A 21175-nucleotide genomic window follows, 5' to 3' on the forward strand; every position below is an offset into this window, starting at 1 on the left:
GACACCCAAGTTCACTCGATCGACTGAGGTGCAAGGGAAAGCGAGCGGGCAAGACCTACCTTCCACCGCGTTCCAGCCGAAAACCGAAGGAGAACATAGGTGGACACCGTCACGTTGGTGTGCGGCACCCGCCCCGAGCTGATCAAGCTCGCCCCGCTGATCCGCCTGTTCGGTCCGCGCGCCACGGTCGTCTACACCGGACAGCACTACGACCGCGGTATGTACGACCTGATCCGCCGGGACATCGCCGAACCCGGCAGCTTCCACGAACTCGCCCTCGGCGGCGCCCCGCGCGGCGCCCAGTTGGGCATGGCGACCCAGGCGGTGGACGACGTCCTCAGAGGACACCCGACCGCCGCCGTCGTCGTGCAGGGCGACACGACCTCCGCCCTCGCAGGCGCCCTCGCCGCCAACGCCAACGACACCCCGCTGGTGCACGTCGAAGCGGGGCTGCGCAGCTTCGACCGGGCCATGCCCGAGGAGCACAACCGGGTCCTGATCGACCACCTCGCCGACCTGTGCTGCGCCCCCACCGAGCTCAACGAGCAGAACCTGCGCGCCGAACGCATCCCCGCGCACCGGATCGCGGTCACCGGCAACACCGTGGTGGAAGCCCTGGAAGCGGCCCTGCCCGACCCGGACGCCGAAGCGAAGGTCCTCCAGACCCACGGCCTGCACCAGGACACCTACGCCCTGGCCACCATCCACCGCCCCGAGAACGTGGACGACCCGGACAACCTCGAAACGATCCTGCGCCACCTGGCCGACTTGCCGCTGCCGGTCGTGCTCCCGCTGCACCCCCGCACGGCCAGGCGCGTCGAGGAGCACGGCCTGACCGGGCTCCTCCACGCGCTCACCGTCATCGCACCGCAGGCCTACCCGGACTTCCTGGCCCTGGCCCGCGCAGCCGCCGTCCTCATCTCCGACTCCGGCGGCATCCAGGAGGAGGTCAGCGTCCTCAAGCGACCCGTCGTCGTGGTGCGCCGCAGCACCGAGCGCCCCGAGATCGAGGGCACGTTCGGCACGCTCGTCCCGCCGGGGCCCCGCATCGGCCGCGAGGTGCGCCGCTGGCTGGACGACGTGCCCGGCCACCGCGCCCGACTGGCCGGGATCCCGTCGCCCTACGGCACCGGCTCACCCTCGGTGCGGATCGCCGCCGCCCTGGAGCAGTTGGTCGGCCGCACCGTCGCCGCCCCCGCCCTCGTGTGACGACCCGGGAACCGCGTCGTCCACCAGCCCGACGACGCGGTTCGCCAGGCCCACGCTGGAGTTCCAGCTGGTCACCGACGGGTAGACGTGCGCGGTGGTGGCCAGCAGCAGCGGCGTGCCCGCGACCTCGACCGGGGGTCGCTGCTCGAGGTACCCCAGCGGGTACACCGGCTCCACGAACGGCGCCTTGAACAGCCGCACCTCCTCGACGTCGGCCGAGGTGAGGTCCGGGTACAGCCCGACGAGCTGCTTGGTCCACCGCGCCGAGATCCGCGCGTCGTCCTCGCGGTACAGCACGGACCCCCGGTCGGTGTACTTCATGACGTACACCAGGTGCCGCCCGTCGAACGGCCCGGCCAGCGCCGACATCTCGATCACGCCGTCGAAGTCGGTCCCGGACCGCACGACCGGCGCCCAGTAGTGCCCGGACAGCGGCCGTTTCAGGAAGAACAACGCGTTGACCACGCCCTGGTACGCCAACCGGACGTCCGGCAGCAACGGCGCCAGCGCAGCGTCCGCGACCGACCGCAGCACCGGCAGCGGCAACGTCGAGATCACCCGATCGGCGGTCAGGACGTCGTCGTCGGAGCCGAACACCACGGTCCCGTCCACCCCGACCCGCGTCACCGGCGCGGACGTCAGCACCACCCCGCCCGCGTCCACAACGGACTGCCGCAGGGCGTCGATGATCGACCGGTAGCCGCCGGCGGGGTACCCGCGCACGGCCACGTTGCTCTCCCGCCCCAGCCGCTGCCACAGGTACAGCGCCGGCACGTCCCCGAAGGCCGCCCCGAACTTGGACCCGAACATCGGCGCCAGCAGCGAGTCCCACACGGTGTCCCCGTACAGGCCGCGCAACCAGTCCTCGGTGCGCAGCCGGTCCAGGTCCCGCCCGCGCCCCAACCGCCGCAGCAGCAACGACACCACGCCGAACCGGACCCGGTCGCGCAGCCGCAGCGGGGTGAACCGCAGCAGGTCCACGGCCGAGTTGAACGGGTGGTGCCGCCCGGCCACGACCATGCCCATGCTGGTGCGCCGCCACGTCACCGACTCGCGCAACCCGAGCTCGCCCAGCAGCGCCAGCAGGTCGTCGTCGGTGGGCATCACGCAGTGGTAGAACCGCTCCACCCAGCCGTCACGCCACGGGGTGAACGTGCCGAGCCCGCCGAGCTGGTCACCGGCTTCCAGCAGGGTGACCTCGGCCCCCGACCGGGCGAGCCGGTGCGCGGCGGCCAGTCCGCAGATACCGCCGCCCAGGACGGTGACCCGGGAGCCCATCACAGGGGCCGGTAGGGTGCCGGCGCCAGACGATCACGCATCAACAGCCGAAGGTACTGCGCGATCGTCCGACGCAACTTCAACTTGCTCGGCCCCTGCTTGCGGTCGTACCGCAGCGTCAGCGGCACCTCGGTGATCACCGGGCGGCAGTGCCGCAGCTTGAGCAGCAGCTCGACCATGCACGCGAACCCGCGCTCCTCCACCAGCCGCTCGCCCCAGTGCTTCGCGGCGCGGGCCAGCAGCGACACCCGGTAGGCGCGGAACCCGCTGGTGAAGTCCCGCACCCCGTCCACGTCGAGCACGCGCCGGAACAGCACCGCCGCGCCGCGCGAGAGCAGCCGGCGGAACGCGGGCGCGGTGGCGTCGTCGCCGCCCTCGACGAACCGGGAGCAGATCACCACGTCCGCGCCGGCGGCGATCTCCGCGCGCAGGGCGGTGATCAGCGCCGGGTCGTGGGTGTCGTCGGCGTCCATCACGACCACGAGGTCGTCGGGGTCGGCGACCTCCAGCACGGCGCGCAGCCCGGACTGCACCGCCTGGCCCAGGCCGAGGTTGACCGGGTGCCGCACCACGCGGACGTCCACGCCGGACACGCCGTGCGCGCACTCGGCGGTGCCGTCGGAGGAGCCGTCGTCCACGACCCAGGCGGTGATCTGCTCCGTGCGCGCCACCTCGGCGATGCGGCGCAGCAGCGGCGGCAGCGACTCCGCCTCGTTGTAGGCGGGCAGCACGACGTGCGCACGTCCCCGTGTGCGAATCGTGGCGGGCGCGGTGCGCGCCTCGCGTTCGTCGACGGCCACTTGTGCCGACCCCATTTCCGTTGATCCGGGTAACCGGGCCAGAATTATTCGCCTGGGAACTCGAACCGGGTTCCACCCACCCCCGTCCCCGTGTTGGCCCGGTCGGTGACGGGAACCCGTACGACACGACTGCTCGTATCGCTTGATAGGAGGACTTGATTTCCCCAAAGAGTGAACGGGAGGGCAGCTTCCCGTTCTTTCAAGCGCTCGGTAGTCGGAATTCTCTTTCGAGTGAACTCGGTCGGATTACGAAAGGACGTCGTCGGAATGTGCAGTGGCGTGGTGTTGGGGTGCTGGGGACGGGCGCTCGTCACCCGGGAGGGTGGCCGGTGGTGAACCAGGTGGGCACGACGACCCCCGCGCCGGCGCGGTCCGGGGAGCCGCCCCGCCCAGGTGGGTCCCCGGAGACCGGACAGCCGCCCCGGACCGGGCAGGCGCCGCAGGCCGGCGAGCCGCCCCGGTCGGGTGAGGTCGAGCCGCGACCGGCGCGCGACCGACTCGGCCGGGTGAACGCGGTGGCGGTGCTGCTGGTCTGCGTGGACGTCGCCGCCCTGGCGGTGGTCGTGCGCGGCCTGCCCTGGACCTGGGCCGCGGTCGCGGCGGGCGCGCTGCTCGGGGTGCGGGCGTCCTGCCGGCTGTACCGGCGGCGGCTGTGGCTGTCCTGGCTGCACGACGTGCCCCGCTCCACCATCGCGACGGCCACGGCGTTCGCGCTGGTCACGGGCCTGAGCCTGGCCGCCGGGACGCGACCCGCGACCATCGCCGCCGTCCAGTGGGCGATCGTCGGGTTCACCGTGTGGAGTGAACCTGCTCGCCTGTTCGTGTTCGCTTTCGGGCGGTGGGCGCGTCGCCGCTTCAACCGGTGCGACCGCACCATCGTGGTCGGCGCGGGCAAGGTCGGCGCGACGCTGACCACCGCCATGCTCCAGCACCCCGAGTACGGCCTGCGCCCGGTCGGGTTCGTCGACCCGGCGCCCGCGCTGGACCCCGCGGACCTCCCGCTGCCGCTGCTGGAGGAGAACCTGGCCGACGCCATCACCCGGCTGCGCGCGGGCTCGGTCGTGCTCGCCTTCTCCCGCGCCACCGACTCGCCGCTGGTCAACGCCGCCATCACCGCCCACCGGCTGGGCTGCTCGATCTTCGTCGTGCCCCGGATGTACGAGCTGCACCAGGACGGCCCGGACGTCGAGCGGCTGCGCAGCTTCCCGCTGGTCCGGCTGAGCACCGCGCCGACCACCCGGCCCAGCTGGTGGGTCAAGCGGGGCGTGGACGTGCTGCTCGCCGGCCTCGCGCTGGTCGTGCTCGCGCCGGTCATCGGGCTGTGCGCGCTGGCCGTGCTGCTGGAGAGCGGGCGGCCGGTGATCTTCCGCCAGGTCCGGGTCGGCATGGACGACCGCACGTTCGTGCTCTACAAGCTGCGCAGCGTCCGGATGACCGGCGAGGACGATTCCCAGGTCCGCTGGTCGGTGGTCGGGGACCGCCGCGTCGGCCCGGTCGGGCGATTCCTGCGCCGGACCTCGCTGGACGAGCTGCCGCAGTTGTGGAACATCCTGCGCGGCGACATGTCCATTGTCGGACCGCGCCCCGAACGACCGGGTTTCGTGCGCGAATTCTCGGCCGTCCACGACCTATACTGGGCGCGGCACCGGGTGCCGACCGGATTGACCGGACTCGCACAGGTCCACGGGTTGAGAGGGGACACCTCCATTGTCGACCGGTCGCGTTACGACAACTACTACATCGCGAATTGGTCGTTGTGGCTGGACGTCCGAATCCTGTTGCTGACGGTGGGTGAGCTGCTGTGCCGGAACAACCGCTGATCCGCAGTCGTCCGATGCGCAGTCGTCGGTGGCGCGTGGCCGTGCGGGCGGTGCTCGCCGCGGTGGTCCTGGCGGGCTCGGTGTGGCTGCCCAGCTCCGCCGGGCAGTGGCTGGGGGAGCCGGAGGAGGAGAGCGCGCCGCTGCCCGCCGACCCGCAGCCGCTCGCGCCGCCGCCCAAGCCGCTCGCGCCGTGCGCCTGGTGGTACGGCATCGGCGAGCCGCCCACCTACGCGGACCTCAAGTTCGCGGCCCAGCACTACGACCTGGTGGTGCTCAACGCGACCGAGACCGCGGCCATGCGGCGGCTGCGCAAGCTCAACCCGAAGATCAAGATCCTGGTGTACAAGGACTTCTCCAGCACCCGCAACTACCCGGGCGCGGTCGACGGCGGCAAGGACGCCGCCTACCTGCCCAGCGGCGTGGGCTACATCGCCGCGCAGAAGCACCACCCGGAGTGGTTCGCCGTCGACACCGCCGACCGCCACATCGAGTGGAAGGGCTACCCGCTGCACTGGCAGATGACCGTGTGGACGGAGTCCTACCAGAAGGCGTGGGCGGACGCGGTGACCGCCGAGGTGGTCCGCGAGGGCTGGGACGGCGTGCTGGCGGACAACGACTTCAGCTCTCTGAAGTACTACTCGTCGGCGGTGGTCAAGGGCACCGCCGACGCCGCCGCCACCGACCGGCTGATCCGCGACGGGCTCGACCGGTTCCTGCAGGTCGCGGGCGACTCGCTGGCCCAGCAGGGGAAGATGCTGATCCCGAACGTGTCCGAGTCGCACCTGACGCCGGGGCGGTGGACGGCGCACTCCCGGTACAGCGGGGCGATGGAGGAGAACTTCGGGCTGCGCGAGAACAGCGGCGGCGGCGAGCTGCTGACCTTCCGCGGCAACGAGTTCAAGGAGCTGCGGGCGCAGGCGGCACTGGGCGAGTCGTGGCTGCTGCTGGTGACCCGCACGCCCGGCGTGCGCGAGGAGCGGGTCGGGTACGCCACGGCGGCGCTGCTGGCCGGGCCGTACACCTGCTGGAACGCGGCGTCCACGCCCGACTACCAGGACCCGGAGTGGTCGGCCTACCAGGACGCGGGGCTGGGGGAGGCCGTGGAGGCGGCGAACCAGCTGCCCAACGGGGTGTGGACGCGGACGTTCACCAACGGGTGGGTGGCGGTGAACCCGACCGGCCGGTCGGTGCGCGTCACGCCCCCCGCCGGCATGGCGACGATCGAGGGGCAGCCGGTGACCGGGCCGGTGGAGCTGGCCGGCGCGGACGCGGCTGTCCTGGTGAAGGCCCCGACCCCGACGACCACGGCCCCGACCACCACGACCACCACCACCGCCGCCGCGGCCACCACGCCCACGACGACCACGACCGAGCCGCCGACGACCACCACCACGACGACCACGACCACCACGACCGCGCCGACGACCACCGCCACGACCCCGCCGCCCGGCTGAGGCCGGGGTCGAGCGGTCCGGCGGCAGCGCCCGGCAGGTGGCCGGTGCGGCGGGTCAGGCCAGCAGCTCCCGGTAGAGGGCCAGGTGGCGGTCGGCGCAGACCTCGGGCGCGAACCGGGAGCGGGCGCGGTGGGCGAGGGCCGCGCCCCGCCCGCCGGGGTCGGGGTCGGCGAACAACGCCTTGAGGCGTGCCGCCAACCCGTCGACGTCACCGGGCTCGGCCAGGCACGCCGGGTCGGACAGCATGTCGGCCACCCCGCCGGTGTCGGTCGCCACCACGGGTTTCCCGGCCGCCATCGCCTCGGCCACCACCAACGGCTGCTGCTCCATCGTGGACGGCAGCACCAGGGCGTCGTGGCGGCGCAGCTGGTCGGGCACGTCCGCCCGGAAGCCCAGGAACTCCACCCGTCCGGGCAGGTCGCGCCGCGCGCGGTCCTCGGCCTCGACCCGCAGCGGCCCGTCGCCGACGACGGTCAGCGAGGCGTCCTCCGGCATCACCCCGGGGCGTGCCAACGCGTCCACCAGGGTGAGCAAACCTTTGCGCTCCACCAGGAGCCCGACGAACACCAGCCGCCGCACCGGCCCGGCGGGCGGGCACGAAGCGGGCAGGTCCACGCAGTTGTCGATGTGCGTCACGCGCTGCGCGGGCACACGCAGCCGCCGCACCAGGAACTCGCCCATCGCGGGCGCGGGCACCACGGTCCGGTGCACGAACCGCGCCACCCCGGCGTCGGCGGCCAGCACGGTCCGCGTGTACTTCGACGGCCCGGACGCCCCCGCCGCACCCCGGAACCACGGCTCGGCCACGTCGTCGGGCACGCCGTGGTAGGTCTGCACGACCTTGTGCCGCAACCGCAACCCCGCGCTGACCAGCCCGGCCCGCCGGTCCTGGGCGTGCACGACGTCCGGCCGCCACGCCCGCAGCGCCTCCCGCGCCTGGCGGCCCGCCTTCAGGTCCCCCTTGGTGGCCACGGACACCTCGGTGTGGTGACCCGCGAGGAGCTCCGCCCCGCGCGCCGGGACCGGCCCGAACACCCGCACGTCGTGCCCGGCCGCGAGCAGCGTCGCGGCCAGCCGCACGGTCACGTCCACCGGCCCGCCCCGGTCCTGCGTCAACAGGTAGGCGATCCTCACCGCGTCCCTCCCACCAGCTTGTCCACCAGGGTCGCGACCTGGTCGCACACCCGGGTCGAGTCGAACAGCACCTCGGCCCGCCGCCGCCCGGCCAGGCCCTCGCCCGCCGCGAGCACGGGGTCCGCGAGCCGGGCCGCGACCGCCGCCGCCAGCGCCGCGACGTCCCCGGCGGGCACGACGGCCCCGGCCTCGCCCACGCTCTGCCGCACCCCGCCGACGTCGAACGCCACCACGGACCGTCCGCTGGCCATGGCCTCCAACGGCACCAACGCCATGCCCTCGGCCCGTGACGGCAGCACCACCACGTCGGCGGCGGTGTAGAAGTCGGCGACCGCCGTGTCGTGGCCCCACCAGCGCACCGACCGGTGCTCGCCCGCCTGCCACCGGTCGCGCATCGGTCCGTCGCCGACCAGCACCAGCTGTGCGTCCGGGACGGCCTCCAGCACCGCCGGCCACGCCCGGAGCAGCAGGTCCTGGCCCTTGAGCGGGGCCAGCCGCCCCACGCACACCGCCGTGGGCACGTCCGGCAGGTTCAGCCGCTGCCGCGCGGCGACCCGGCTGCGCGGCCTGAGGACCCGCGTGTCCACGCCGTTGCACACCACCTCGGCGGGGGTGGACACGCCGACCGCGCGGCCGGCGGCCAGTTCGTCGTCGCTGACGCACACGAGTTGGTCGGTCCACCGCGCCGCGTACCGCTCCCACGCGGCCGACGCGTGCTTGAGGGCACCGCCGGCGCTCTGGAACGACCACATGTGCGGCTGGAAGATCGTCGGCCGCCTCCCGCGCACGGCCAGGCGTCCCGCGAGCCCTGCCTTGGAACTGTGCAGGTGGACGGCGTCCGGGTTGAGGGTTTTGAGGATCCGTTGCAGTGCACGGGTTTCTTGTGCCGTGGACGGCCCAGGGCCGCGTGTCGCCATCCAGGGGTGCACCGGCACGCCGGCGTCCCGCACCCGGTCGGCGAGCCACCCGGGCGGGCACACCACGTCCACCCGCCAGCCCAGCTCCCGCTGTGCCGCGGCCAGTTCCAGCACCACCGCCGCCACCCCCGCCTCGACCGGCTGGGACACGTGCACGACCCTCATCGACGCACCTCACGCAGTTCACGCACGGTGCGGCGGTCCACCAGCAGGACCACCGCCGTGTAGCCGAGCACCAGGACCAGACCTTCCCCGACCGCACCGGTCGCCGACGGCCCGAACACCGCACCCACCGGACCCCGGATCGCCACGCAGCACGCGGCGGCCAGCCCGGTCGTCGCCAGCGCCCGACCGAGCCGGGGCGGTGCGAGACCGTTGCGCGCCAGGACGAACCACGTCACCGGGACCAGGACGCACACCACGGCGGCCTGCGTCACGGCGACCGCCACCACGCCGTGTCGGGTCACCACCACCAGCGCCACCACCAGGGTCACCAGGTGGGTCAGCTCCAGCGCGAGGTAGCGGCGGGCGTGCCCGGCGGCGCGCAGCACCTGGTACCACAGGTGCAGCAGGCCCAGGCCGAGCCCGTAGAGGCACAGCACCGCCAACGGCACCGCCGCCGGCGACCAGCGCGCACCGAACAGCTCCACCCGGTCCGCCATCGCCGCCGTCACCGCGTACAGACCGCCGGTGACCACCAGCGCGGCCTGGGTGAACCGCCCCGCCGCCGCCGGCACGTCTTGTGACTCACCATCCCTGATCAGCTTGGCGCACAACGGGAACAGCACACCGCCCAGCACCACCGCGACGACGATGTAAGGCACCCAGGCGATCCGGTAGGCCAGCGAGTACACGCCGACCGCCTCCGGGCCGAGCACGTGCCCGATCGCCAGGTAGTCGACGTTGATCAGCAACACCGCGACCAGCGCACCCGGCCCCACGACGGCGATCCAGCGCAACGACTCGCCCGCGGCATCGGCGTCCCAACACGGCACCACCCGCACGCCCACCGCCGCACCCAGCACCGGCAGCGCGACGGCCGTCACCAACAACCCCACCACCAACGACACCGGCCCCGCACCCCGCACCGCCAGCACCACTGTGACCGCCGCGCCGAGCAGCGCACTGCCCGCGTCGGGCACCAGCCGGCGGCGGAAGTCCAGGTCGCGGTGCATCAGCCCGAGCTGCACGCCGCCCGCGGCGGTGAACGGCAGGCTCAGGGCCGCCAGCCGGATCAGCGGGGCAGCGTGCGGTGCGTCCAACGCTCCCGCAATGACATCCGCGCCCGCCAGGAGGAGCAGCGCCAGCCCGAGCCCCGTGCCGACGCTGAGGGTGAGCAACGTGCCCGCGACCCGGCGCGGGTCCAGGCTGGTCCGGCTGATCACGTCGTAGACGCCCATGGACTGGATGACGTGACCGATGTTCACCAGCGACACCGTCAACGCGACCAGCCCCAGACCTTCCTCGGTGAGGAAGGCGGCCAACACCAGCGTGACCACGACCTGACCGGCTTTACCGACCAGGTTCACCAGGAACAACCAGAGCGACCCGCGCACCGCTCCCGTCATGCGCACGTTCGTTCGCGCGTCCGTGCCCACGCGAACCCGACCAGCACCACCCACGCCACCACGACTGCGATCCCGTCCACGGTCACACTGGCCCGCACACCACCAAGTTCCCGGATCACAGTGTCCACAAAGTACAAATGCGCAAACGGAACCAACAACGCCACCACGGCCACCCCCAACCACCGCAACTCATGACGCCGCCGCCACCACACCACCGCCGCCGCCACCAACGCCGGCACCGCAATGATCACGTCCCCCGGTTGATGCACCACCGCCACCACCACGGCAACACAGGTCAACAGATCCGCCGCGCCGGTATCGTCCCCACTCCGGTCGAGCCGCCGCACCAACACCACACTGACCACCATCACGGCGAGGAGCGCCACCACCTCGCTCCCCGGCGGCAACCACCCGACGACCCTGAAGAACACCGCCGCCACATCGACCCGCTGCGAGGTGAGCGAATCCACCGCCCCGTAGGTCGTCTGCGACGCGTGCTCCAGGTTCCGCCCGATCACCTGCGCAAACCCGACAACCCCGTCCCTCAGGACCAAAGGCACCAACGCGACCGCACTCGCCGCCGCGGCGATCCCCGTCCCACCCGCCGCAACCCGCCAAGACCCACGAGCGCACAACAAGATCGCCAACGGCAACCCGAACTGCGGCTTGAGCCAAGCCAACGCCAACGCCAACGCCGCCCACCGAGGATGCGTGGTCCGGGCCAGCAACGCACCGGCGGCCCCCACCGCGAGCAGCGGATTGACCTGCCCCACATACAACTGGGCCTTGCCAACCTGACTGGTGACCAACAGGGCAGCCACCACAACGGTCCCGATCACCCAAGGCACCCGGGCCCGCCCAGCCGCCATCACCGAGAGCAGGACCAGCAGCCCCAACAACACCCCCGCATACGCCACCGCGCCCACCCGGTAGCCGGGCAGCGCGAACGGCATGTGCAGGAGGAGGTGGTAGGGCTGGTACAGGTTGAAGTTCTGCCGAACGGGCCAGTGCGCGAACATCACGGCCGGGTCGTACGGGTTGCCGCCGGCCAGGAACTCGCGAACCGGGAAGTACAGGGCGTCCCGAAAGTCCTGCATCCGCTCCTCGGCCAGATTCCCCGCATCCGGCAACGGCACCCCCATGGCCGGTTGCAGGGCCCGCCAAGCCCCCGCGACCCCCACCAGCCCAGCTCCGACCCCGACAACCCACCGCCACCCCGTCGCCCCCAGCCGCCACCGCTCGACCGGCCCCGCCGCTCCCACCGCCAGTCCCGCCGCTGCCGCCGCTGCCGGCTCCGCCGCTGCCGCCGCCGGCTCCACCGGCTCCACCGCTCCCGCTGCTGCCACCGCCGGTCGCGCCGCTCGCGCCGCCAGCTCCGCCGCTCCCACCGCCGGTCCCGCTGCTGCCGCCGTTGCTCCCACCGCCGGTCCCGCCGCTCCCGCCGGTCCCGCCGGTCGTTCCGCCAGTTCCTCCGCAGCGTCCAGCCCTGAACCTGTCGGTCCCCCGTGGGACACTGGAACCGGGGGCCGGAGGCCACGCCCGTCGCCGCTCACGCCAGCACCACCGCCACCACCGTCGTGTCCGCCGGTCGCGCCCCCACGACACTCGCCAGCTCCGCCCGCGCCCCCTCCCGAGGCACCACGGCGACCAGCGCCACCCCGTCCCCGGGCTCGGCGGCCTTGTCCGGCAACGCCTCCGCCAACTCCTCGGCCCACGCGGCCACCCCCGGCACGACCGCCACCACCCGCACCGGCCGCCGAGCTGCCACCCCCAACACCGTCAACCGCTCGACCAGCCCGGGGTCGTCCCCCGGCACGACCGCCACCGGGTGCCGCACCCCCGCCGACGCCAGCGCCGCCCGCACCCCGTCCGCGGCCCGCGTCCCCCGCAAGTGCCGCACCGCCGCCACGGCCACCCCCGCCGCGACCGCCGCCGCCAGCGCCAGTCCCAGGGTCAACGGCCAGTCCGGCGCCACCCGCGTCACCGTCGGCCCGTCCAACACCCGCAACCGTCCCGCCGGCGCCAACAGGTCCGCCTCGACCACGGCCGCCGCGACCGCCGTCACCTCGGTGGACGCCTGCCCGGCCGAAGGTGCCCGCACCGACAACCGCGCCAACCCCGACGCGGGCACCAACTCGACCGACACCCGTTCCGCCGCCGTCCCCGCCTTCGCCACCACGGAAGGGCTCCGCGCCACCTCCACCAGCGCGGGCAGCGACAACGCCACCACCTCGCCGTACTGCGGTCCCACCGGACCCGCCAGCACGCTCACCCGCGCCTGGTACTCCTCACCGGCGAACAGCGTCGCCACCACGACCACCGCCCCCACCAGCAGCGCGGCGAGAGCGCTCGCACCGATCAGCCGCACCCGAGCCGACCTCAGCCAACCCGTCAGCCGCACCCACGCCGACCTCAGCCCAGCGACCAGTCGCGCCTTCACCGCCGACCTCCCCAGCTCCGCAACAACTCGTCGTAGGACCGCATCAACACCCGCGGGTCGTGCGCACGGGTCACCGCCGCGCGCCCCGCCGCTCCGACCTCCGCCCGCCGCGCGGCGTCGAACAGCAGCGACCCCAACGCCTCCGCCGTCGCCGCCGGGTCGCGGGGTGGCACGACCAGCCCGCCGCCGCCGGCCAACGCCTCGCCCACGCCGTCCACGTCGGTGGCCACCACCGGCCGCCCGGCCGCCAACGACTCCAGCACCGCGACCGGCATGCCCTCCCAGTCGCTGGTCAGCACGGTCACGTCGCACGCCGCCAGCAGGTCCGCCGCGTCCGGCCGGTTGCCCAGGAACCGCACCCCGCGCACGCCGCGCCGCTCCAACGCCGGCCGCAGCGACCCGTCACCGGCCAGCCACAGCTCCGCGCCCTCGATCCGCGACCACGCGTCCAGCAGCACGTCGTGCCGCTTCTGCGGTTCCATCCGGGCCAGGCACAACGCGACCGGCACGTCCTCGCCCACGCCCAGCGCCGCCCGCACGGTCGCCCGGTCCACCCGCGGCTCCTGCGGGAACACCGCGTTCGGGATGACCACCGGGTCCAGCCCGTTCGCCCGCAGCCGCGACGCCGTCGCCTCCGCCACGGTCACCACCGCACCGGACGTCCGCCGCAGGATCTTCGCCGCACCGGCGTAATCGCGATCGGCAACACCGTGGAACACGGTCACCAGCGGAACTTTCTTCGGCACCAACGCCAGCCGCGCCACCATGCTCGCGGACACGTTGTGCGCCAGCACCACCTCCGGCTCGAACCCGCGCACCGCCTGCCGGGTCGCCGCCGTCGCCCGCAGCACGCCCACGGGCCGCCGCCGCGCCACGGGCACCGGGAACGTCGGCACCCCCTGCCCGCGCAGCACGTCCGCGCGATGCCCGCCACCGCTGGCCACGGCGCTGTGCCACCCGAACTCGGCCCCCGCCCGGGCCATGCCGGCGACGAGCGCCTCGGCACCGCCCGTGCCCATCTCAGCGATCACGTGCAGCACACGCATCGGCTCTCCTCACACGCAGATCGGCCGCGGCGACCACCGCGACCAGCGACCACAGCGGCAGGTAGTACTGCTGGGACAGGAACGTCGACGCGACGACCACGGCGATCAGCGACGCCTGCACGGCCGCCATCTCCCGTCGAGCGCCCCGCCCGCCGGAGCGCAGCACGCGTTCGGACGACACCGCCGCCACCGCCAGCAGCCCGGCGAACAACCCGAACCCCGCCACCCCCAGCTCGGCCGCGACCTCCAGGTACATGTTGTGCGCCACCGGGGTCTGCTCGTCGACCTCGGCATTGCGCGAGAACGCGGCGTAGTGGTCCCGGAACCCGCCCGGACCCACCCCCAGCGCCGGGTGCGCGGACACCATGCGCGCGGCGGCCTGCCACCGCAGCCCGCGGGTGTCCACATTGGTCCCGGCGATGAACGTCTTCTCCTGCAGGGCGCGGTCCAACGCCGGTCCGGCGACCACCAGCGCGCCGCCCGCGACCACCACCAGTGCCACGACCCCGCCCAGCACCAGCTTGACCGGCACCACCCGCCGCACCACCAACCACACGGCCGCCGCCGTCAACGCCAACGCCCCGCCGCGCGAGAACGTCGCCGCCGCCCCGGCCGCCAACACCAGCGCCACCAGCGCCATCGCGACCGCGTGCCGCTTGCGCCCCGGCCTGAACGCCACCACCAGCGGCAACGCGGCGACCAGGAAGTACGCCAGGTCGTTCGGGTCCTCCAACGGCCCGCTCGCCCGCGCCTCACCCCGTGCGAACAGGCTGAACAACGCCCCGACCGCCGCCACCACCGCCCCGGCGACGGCCGCGCCCAGCAACGCCCGCACCGGGACTTCCCGCGCGGCGACGTCCACGAGGATCACCGTCAACACCAGGAACGGCAGCCACCGTTGCAGGTAGTCGACCGCATAGTGCCCACCCGCGTGCACGGCGGTGGATGCCAGCAACACCACCGCGAACGCCGCGAGCACCCCGTGCAGCGGGTGGGGCGTGACGAACCGCCGCTGTCGCACCCGCGCGACGGCCCACGTGACGGCCAGCAACGCGGGCGCGACCTTGGCCAGGTGCCCGTGGACCTCCAGCAGGTAGCCCTCCAGCGGGGCCAGCGCCACGGTCGCGCACGCCAGGACCCGCAGCAGCCCAAGGCGGAACGGCACCGTCATCCCGACCGTTCCAGCCGTCCGACGTCCCGCACCGGCAGCTCCGCGCCCAGCGCGGCGACGTGCGCCCCGGTCCCGACGACCTCGAAGTGCCGCCGCAGCACCCCGAGCACCCAGCCCAGCAGCTCGACCTTGCGCACCGCCGGCACCGCCATGCCGGGGAAGAACTCCATCCCCGGCGCTTCGGTCGCGCCGAGCACGTCGGTGGGGTGCAACAGCAACGACGGCCCGACACCGGTCGACCGGCACAACCGCAGCGCCGCCCGGAAGTACCCGCGTGCCAGACTCGGCGAGACTTGGTGCAGCTGCAACAAGTACGAGCCGTGGATGGGCACCCGGAGCAACGGCATGGTCGTCACCGGCAGCTCGACAACTCCGTTGTGCCAACGGTAAGGCCGGTTCGGCGCACGGACCTTCCCGAACCCGCCGAACAGCTCGTCACTTTCCTCCGTGGAGGGTGCAGATCGGTTGTGGTAGAAGCGGGCCAGCGGTCCGATCCACGTGGGCAGGGTGCTGGCGTCGTAGCGGTAGCCGCGCGCGGCCAGCACGTCGAGCAGGTCCGGCGTCACGCTGTATCCCGGGCCGCGGAACCCGACCGGGCGCGGCGCGCCGGCGGCGACGATGGCGTCCTCGGTCCGCGCGACCTCCGCTTCCAGCTCCACTCGCGAGTACCGGTGCAGCCAGGGCTCGTGGCCGAAGGAGTGGTTGGCCACCTCGTGCCCGGCGGCGGTGATGTCGGCGACCGCCTGCGCCCCGTCGTCGCGCACCGCGTCCGCGCCGACCACGAACACCGTCGTGGTCAGCCCGTGTTCCCCGAACACCTCCAGCAACCGGGGTGTGGCGACGCGGAGGAAGCTCGGCCTGCGTTCCCACGCCGGGTCGCCGTGGGTCTTGAGGTAGGCCCAGAGGTTGTCGAGGTCGAGGGAGACGCTGGCGACCGTCACGCCGGTTCCTTCGCCGGTTCCTGCGCCGGGACCGCCACCGGCCGGGACGCGTAGCCGAGGGCCAGCACACCGGCGACCACCAGCGCGACACCCGCCGCCACCCACCACTCGCGGCCGGGTGCGATCCGGTCACCCAGCGCGGCGATGCCCACCACGGAGGTCAGCACGACCGTCACCGAGTCCATGGTGGCGACCGTCGACGTGGCCGAGCCCCTTTGCAGCGCGGCGGCCATGCACGCCTGGCCGACCAGTGCGGCGGCGACCATCAACCACACCAACGGGTAGTAGGGGAGGGATAGCACCGGTTCGTCGGCCAGCGACCGACTCGCGATGGCGACGATCGCGTACCCGACCCCTGCCGCAACCGCGATCGGCAACACGGCCTTCGCCCGCCGCGACACCACGAACGTCACCACCAACGGCACCCCCAACCACAGGAAGCCGCTTTCCACCGGGATGTCGTCCGCCCGCGACGGCGCAGACGCCCCGGCCAACAACACCAGCCCGACCGCCATCACCACCAACACGACGACCTCGACCGCGCGGACCTTCCACCCCAGCGCCAACACCCCGAACACGGTCGCCACGCCGACCGCGCACGACGACCCGGCCTGCACCAGGTAGAGCGGCAGTTCGGCGCGCGCGAAGAACGCCAGCACGAACCCACCGACCTGGCCCGCGAAGCCCAGCAGGTAGAGGCGGTCGCCCGCGAGCCGGGCGAGCAAGCCGAACCCGCGGCCGGGCCGGGTGCGCCGCGCGGCGACGGTCTGGGCCACGATGCCCAGCGCGTACATCGCCGTGGCCGCCGCGAGTGCGAGGTATCCGGGCACGCAACAACTCCCTGCGAATGGGTTACGACCGCGGCAGCGTACGGCGTCGATTTCCCTTGCCCGATCGAGCGATATCCCGCCACCACGATCGAGTGAAGCCCCACGCGCTACCGCTCACCCCGCTGTAATCGCCCCCGGCGCACCCCACCAACAACCGTCCACCACCGTGCAGTACCGGGTGACAACTCTCGCCGTCCGGACAACGGCGACCCGGACGCTGGCCACCCAGGCACCGGCCGGCGCTGGCCGGGCCGGCGTCGGGCGCGGTGTGGCGGTGGAGAGCTGGGTCGGGTCCGCGGCCGGTGCGAGTGCGGGCGCTGCGTTGCACGGTGCAGCCGGGGGCGAGGCCGGTGCGATGGATAAGGCGGTGCGGCGGCGACAGCGGCAGGGGCAGGGCCAGGGCCAGGGCCAGGTGGGGGCGGCAAGGGTGCAGCGGCGGCAGCGGCGGGGCAGGGTCAGGTGGGGGCAGGGTCAGGTGGGGGCGGTAAGGGTGCAGCGGGGTTGAAGTTAGACGTATTCGTCTATATGGTGGGCGCGTGCCGCTGGACGCCTCCCGAAACCCGCTCGTCCTTCCCCTCCTCGGCCTCCTGGTCGAACAACCCGCCCACGCCTACGACCTCACCGCCCGCCTTCGTGACCGCTATGGCCCGGCGTTGAGCCCGACTCGCAGCACGGTCACCTCCCTCCTCAAAGCTCTGGAGCGCAATGGGCTCGTGGCGGCTGAGCGGTCGGAGCGAGTGGGCAAGCGCCCACTTCGGACGGTTTACGAGGTGACCGGGGCGGGGGTGGAGGACATGAAGGGGAAAGTGGTGGGCGGGTTGCGAAACGCTCGGGTGGCCTCGCCGGACTTCGCCCTGGCCGTCGCCTATGTGGGCATCCTCCCGGTTGAGGAGGCCCTGTCCATCGTGGATGCGAGGGTCGAGAGGCTGGACGAGCAGTTGGGGGAGCTGGATCCCCGGCCCGAAGGGGTGGCGGAGGTCCACATGTTGGAAGTCGCCTACTGGCGGACCATCGTCACCGCCGAACTGGGCTGGCTCACCACCCTGGCCCAGCGCATGCGATCCGGTGACCTCGACTGGACCGGAGGCGACCGGTGAAGTTCGGCATCTACCCGGGCGGCCGGGCCGGTGTGGTGTGTTCGCATCCCGCCGACCCGCGCGCCATCGACCGGCTGGTGACGGAACTGGCGCAAGGGCAGCCGTTCGTCATCCGTGAGTACGTGCACTTCTTCGGTCGGGGAGGGGAAGAGCGTGCGGAGGTCGAGGCGTTGGGGGCTGGGCGGGAGTTCGAGCAGCTCACCATGCCGGACGACTGGTACGTCACCGGCGATCACGAGCTCGATCTCGTGGTCAGCTACCTCCCGGCCGAAGAGGACGTCGAAGGGTGGCTGGAGTTCCTCGACACGGTCATCGACCGGTACGGGCACCTCGCCCGCTACCTCCAGGTCACATTGGAGCCGAACTTCCCCATCCCGCTGATCGACGGCAGCTCGCCGGGCGTGCTCGACGCCCTCACCGCGGGGCTCCCGCACGCGAAGAGAGCACTTGCCGAGCGCGGCATCACCACCACCGAAGTCGGGTTCTCGGTGGCCGAACCAGCCGAGTGGCTCGGCGGTGACGACGCCTTCTGGGAGCACCTCGCCCGACACCAAGACCTCGCGGCACACGTCGACTACGTCGGCCTCGGGCTGTACCCGGACGCGTTCTCCCCGGTCCCGCCCGAAGCCGTCGCCCCGCTGACCGAGCACGCCCTGACCCACCTCCGCCGCCGGTGCACCGAAGTCGGCCTGCACGTCCCCATCCACATCGCGGAGAACGGCAGTCCGAGCGGGCGACCGCGGACGGAAGAGGCCCAGGCTGCCTCGTTGGCGACCATGCTGAACACGATCCTCGCCAACGCCGATCGGCTCGACATCACCCACTGCGAACTGTTCAGCCTGCGCGACGCCGACAGCGGATCGAGTGAGGCGGTCGGGACGCTCGGCCTGGTCACGGACACCTACGAGCCCAAGCCTGCGTTCGCGACCTACAAGGACGTCATAGCGACCCGGTGTTCATAGTCCGCAAGATGGTGTGCTGGTCGAAGTCGGTCAACTCCGCGCACACCTTCCCCTTGTGGAACACGACCACCCGGTCGCACGCGGCCACCAGCTCGTCCAAGTCAGTCGAGCACAGCACCACGACCCTGCCGGCGTCGGCGACGGCTCGCAGCAGGGCGTGGACCTCGGCGCGGGCACCCAGGTCCACGCCCCGGGTCGGGTCGTCGAGCAGCAGCACGGACGGGTCGGCGGCCAGCCACTTCGCCAGCACGACCTTCTGCTGGTTCCCGCCGGACAGCAGGCCAGCGCGCATCTCGACGTCGAGTGGGCGCATGCCCACTCGTTCGGCCAGCGAAGTAGCCGTCGAACGCAGCGGACCAGGGTGCAGCAAACGGCCACCGGCCATCGCCACCGGGTGGACCTGGGCGATGTTCTCCCACACCGGCTTGTCCAGCATGAGGCCGATCCGACGCCGGTCACCGGACACCAAGGCCACCCCGGCGGCGATGGCGGCACGGAACGACGACGGCGTCCCGCCGCCGGGCAGCTCCACCGACCCGGACACCGGCCGCCGCAGACCGGCGACGACCTCCAGCACGGCGGTGTGCCCGGAGCCCGCCAGCCCGGCCAACCCGACGATCTCGCCCCCGGAGCAGGTCAGCGTCACGTCCGACAGCCGGTCCGGCACGCTCACCCCGCGCAGCTCCAGCCGGGGACCGACCCGGCGAGCGGCACCGCGGGACGCCGTGGGCAAGTCCTGGCCCAACATCGCGTGCACGATGTCACCGATGTCCAGAGAGGAGCGCGGCTGGGCGTCCAACACCGTCCGACCCTCGCGCAACACGGTGATCTCGTCGCACAGGTTCATCACCTCCTCGAGGATGTGCGACACGAACACCACGGCCACCTGCCGGTCCCGCAACACCCGCAGGATGCACAGCAGCCGCTCGGAGCTGTCGGTGTCCAGCGCGGACGTCGGCTCGTCCAGGATCAGCACCTTCGGCTCCACGACCAGCGCCTTGGCGATCTCGACCAACTGCCGTTGCGCCAACGACAACGATCCCAGCCGGGCACGCGGGTCCACGTCCAGACCCAGTTGCTTCAGCACGGGGACGGCCCGCGCGAGCATCTCCCGCCGGTCGAGCAGTCCCCGACGAATGGGCTCCCGCATCGGGAACAGGTTCGCCAGCACGTCCAGGTCCGGGAACAGGTTCAGCTCCTGCGACACCACCGCCACCCCGTGTGTGGCCGCCTGCGCGGTGCTGGCGAACGCCACCTCGGTGTCCGCCAGGCGCAGGGTGCCCGAGTCCGGTGCGACCGCCCCGGTGATCACCTTGATCAGCGTGGACTTGCCCGCGCCGTTCTCGCCCAGCAGGGCGTGCACCGAGCCGGGCCGCAGGGTCAGGTCCGCGCCGGCCAGTGCCGTCACGCCACCGTAGGACTTGGTGATCCCGCGAGCGGTCAGCGCGTGCATCAGTTGGCCTCCGCGAGCGGTCGCAGGTAGGTGTCGGGGGCGGCGAGCTGCTTCTCCGTCTCGGCCTTGAAGGCGGCCCTGCGGCTGTCCTCGTCCTTCTGGCGTTCCATGATCTTGTCGATGTTGGCCGGGTTGACGACCAGCGAACCGGTGTTCCACCAGCCCTTGGGCAACGGCTTGCCGCGCTTGTGGTCGGCGAGCAGGCGCAGTGCCACGTAACCCTTGAGCCAGTGCTCCGGCGACGCCAGCGCGAACACGTACCCGTCCTTGACGGCTTGCAGCGCGGCGGCGTCCGGATCGCACGAACCGGCGAGGAACTTGCGGCCGGTGTTCTTCTGGATCAGTGCCAGCGACACCGCGTCCTGCGCGCCGACGCCGAGGTAGGCGATCGCGTCCGGGTGGGCCTTGACCAGGTCGTTCCACTTGGTGAAGTTGGAGGTGGGCTCGGAGCCGGAGTCGAACGGGCCGAGGACCCGGAGACCCGGCCGCTTGGCCGTGATGACCGACTTCATGCCGTCCAGGCGCTGCTGGAGCAGGGTCAGGCCGGGGATCGCGTTGCCCAGCACCACCTCGCCGGTCGCGTTCTCCGGCACCTGCTTGACGAACTCCTCGCCCAGCGCCTTGCCGAGCTCGGTGTTGCTGTTGCCGATGTAGAGGTCGACCTTGGTGCCCGCGGGCGGCACGGTGTCCACCGCGACCACGGGCACGCCCAGGTCCGCCGCCTGGTTCAACGGCCGCACGAACAGGTCGGGCGTCAGGGTTTCCAGGGCGACGCCGTCCTTGGAGTTGCGGATCGCCGACTGGAACAACGACACCTCCTGCGGACCGTCCACTCCGGACGGCGCGCTCAACGCCAGGTCGACGTTGCCGGCGTCGGCCGCGGCGGCTTTCGCGCCGAACGCCATCTCCTGGAACGGGTTCTGCGTCGAGGTGGCGTACACGAACGCCATCTTCAGCGGCGCGTTGGGCGAGGACGCGGCGCCGCAACCGGCCAGCAGACCGACCGCGGTCAGCGCCGCGACGTACCGAGGGGCACGCATCTGGTAGACCTCATC

General features: G+C 72.7%; 18 protein-coding genes. 5 read left to right on the forward strand and 13 right to left on the reverse strand.

Annotated elements, in window-relative coordinates:
• Positions 1-99: 99 nt before the first annotated feature.
• Positions 100-1209, forward strand: a complete 1110-nt coding sequence (wecB, locus tag DFJ66_RS37305; RefSeq protein WP_121228557.1) for a non-hydrolyzing UDP-N-acetylglucosamine 2-epimerase — start codon at positions 100-102, stop codon at positions 1207-1209.
• On the opposite strand, the gene DFJ66_RS37310 is transcribed toward wecB, so the two are convergent.
• Together DFJ66_RS37310 and DFJ66_RS37315 are read right to left on the reverse strand one after the other, a co-directional pair.
• Positions 1135-2487 carry an FAD-dependent oxidoreductase gene (locus tag DFJ66_RS37310; protein ID WP_121228559.1) on the reverse strand — a complete coding sequence of 451 codons (1353 nt, stop codon included), beginning with the start codon at positions 2485-2487 and terminating at the stop codon, positions 1135-1137. The two genes, wecB and DFJ66_RS37310, sit on opposite strands and share 75 nt — an antisense overlap.
• Positions 2487-3287: a glycosyltransferase gene (locus tag DFJ66_RS37315; RefSeq protein WP_246030069.1), complete on the reverse strand. Its 801-nt coding sequence runs from the start codon at positions 3285-3287 to the stop codon at positions 2487-2489. The genes DFJ66_RS37310 and DFJ66_RS37315 overlap by 1 nt, the downstream gene beginning before the upstream one ends.
• 329 nt (positions 3288-3616) lie before the next feature.
• On the opposite strand from DFJ66_RS37315, the gene DFJ66_RS37320 reads away from it, so the two are divergent.
• Together DFJ66_RS37320 and DFJ66_RS37325 are read left to right on the forward strand one after the other, a co-directional pair.
• Positions 3617-5107: a sugar transferase gene (locus tag DFJ66_RS37320; protein ID WP_246030070.1), complete on the forward strand. Its 1491-nt coding sequence runs from the start codon at positions 3617-3619 to the stop codon at positions 5105-5107.
• A gap of 14 nt (positions 5108-5121) precedes the next feature.
• Complete coding sequence (locus tag DFJ66_RS37325) at positions 5122-6561, forward strand: putative glycoside hydrolase family 15 protein (RefSeq protein ID WP_121232321.1); 1440 nt, start codon at positions 5122-5124, stop codon at positions 6559-6561.
• A 54-nt stretch (positions 6562-6615) separates the two neighbouring features.
• Here DFJ66_RS37325 and DFJ66_RS37330 read toward each other — a convergent pair whose 3' ends face one another.
• The 9 genes from DFJ66_RS37330 to DFJ66_RS37370 form a co-directional block, all read right to left on the reverse strand.
• Positions 6616-7695, reverse strand: a complete 1080-nt coding sequence (locus tag DFJ66_RS37330) for a glycosyltransferase family 4 protein (protein ID WP_121228563.1) — start codon at positions 7693-7695, stop codon at positions 6616-6618.
• Complete coding sequence (locus DFJ66_RS37335; RefSeq protein WP_121228565.1) at positions 7692-8777, reverse strand: glycosyltransferase; 1086 nt, start codon at positions 8775-8777, stop codon at positions 7692-7694. Before DFJ66_RS37335 ends, DFJ66_RS37330 begins: the two co-directional genes overlap by 4 nt.
• Positions 8774-10180 carry an oligosaccharide flippase family protein gene (locus DFJ66_RS37340; RefSeq protein WP_121232324.1) on the reverse strand — a complete coding sequence of 469 codons (1407 nt, stop codon included), beginning with the start codon at positions 10178-10180 and terminating at the stop codon, positions 8774-8776. Before DFJ66_RS37340 ends, DFJ66_RS37335 begins: the two co-directional genes overlap by 4 nt.
• A complete protein-coding gene (locus DFJ66_RS37345; RefSeq protein ID WP_246030071.1) occupies positions 10177-11508 on the reverse strand; it encodes a glycosyltransferase 87 family protein in 1332 nt (443 codons plus the stop codon). The genes DFJ66_RS37340 and DFJ66_RS37345 overlap by 4 nt, the downstream gene beginning before the upstream one ends.
• Positions 11509-11729: 221 nt before the next feature.
• The gene (locus DFJ66_RS45215; protein WP_170199903.1) at positions 11730-12620 is read right to left on the reverse strand and encodes a hypothetical protein; all 891 of its coding nucleotides are present in this window, start codon (positions 12618-12620) and stop codon (positions 11730-11732) included.
• Positions 12617-13666, reverse strand: a complete 1050-nt coding sequence (locus DFJ66_RS37355) for a glycosyltransferase (protein WP_121228567.1) — start codon at positions 13664-13666, stop codon at positions 12617-12619. The genes DFJ66_RS45215 and DFJ66_RS37355 overlap by 4 nt, the downstream gene beginning before the upstream one ends.
• Positions 13641-14837, reverse strand: coding sequence for an O-antigen ligase family protein (locus tag DFJ66_RS37360; RefSeq protein WP_121228570.1), 1197 nt, complete (start codon positions 14835-14837; stop codon positions 13641-13643). The genes DFJ66_RS37355 and DFJ66_RS37360 overlap by 26 nt, the downstream gene beginning before the upstream one ends.
• Positions 14834-15778, reverse strand: coding sequence for a polysaccharide deacetylase family protein (locus DFJ66_RS37365; protein ID WP_121228572.1), 945 nt, complete (start codon positions 15776-15778; stop codon positions 14834-14836). The genes DFJ66_RS37360 and DFJ66_RS37365 overlap by 4 nt, the downstream gene beginning before the upstream one ends.
• Entirely contained in the window at positions 15775-16608 is an 834-nt protein-coding gene (locus DFJ66_RS37370) for a hypothetical protein (RefSeq protein WP_121228574.1), read from the reverse strand. Before DFJ66_RS37370 ends, DFJ66_RS37365 begins: the two co-directional genes overlap by 4 nt.
• Before the next feature lie 536 nt (positions 16609-17144).
• On the opposite strand from DFJ66_RS37370, the gene DFJ66_RS37380 reads away from it, so the two are divergent.
• Positions 17145-17705 carry a PadR family transcriptional regulator gene (locus DFJ66_RS37380; RefSeq protein WP_121228576.1) on the forward strand — a complete coding sequence of 187 codons (561 nt, stop codon included), beginning with the start codon at positions 17145-17147 and terminating at the stop codon, positions 17703-17705.
• Positions 17702-18667 carry a glycoside hydrolase 5 family protein gene (locus tag DFJ66_RS37385; protein WP_121228578.1) on the forward strand — a complete coding sequence of 322 codons (966 nt, stop codon included), beginning with the start codon at positions 17702-17704 and terminating at the stop codon, positions 18665-18667. Before DFJ66_RS37380 ends, DFJ66_RS37385 begins: the two co-directional genes overlap by 4 nt.
• Here the strand turns inward: DFJ66_RS37385 and DFJ66_RS37390 are convergent.
• Together DFJ66_RS37390 and DFJ66_RS37395 are read right to left on the reverse strand one after the other, a co-directional pair.
• Positions 18645-20120, reverse strand: coding sequence for a sugar ABC transporter ATP-binding protein (locus DFJ66_RS37390; protein WP_121228580.1), 1476 nt, complete (start codon positions 20118-20120; stop codon positions 18645-18647). The two genes, DFJ66_RS37385 and DFJ66_RS37390, sit on opposite strands and share 23 nt — an antisense overlap.
• On the reverse strand, positions 20120-21160 hold the full coding sequence (locus DFJ66_RS37395; protein ID WP_121228582.1) for a sugar ABC transporter substrate-binding protein: 1041 nt from the start codon (positions 21158-21160) through the stop codon (positions 20120-20122). Before DFJ66_RS37395 ends, DFJ66_RS37390 begins: the two co-directional genes overlap by 1 nt.
• Between the last annotated feature and the right edge of the window lie 15 nt (positions 21161-21175).

Source organism: Saccharothrix variisporea, assembly GCF_003634995.1.
GTDB lineage: Bacteria > Actinomycetota > Actinomycetes > Mycobacteriales > Pseudonocardiaceae > Actinosynnema > Actinosynnema variisporeum.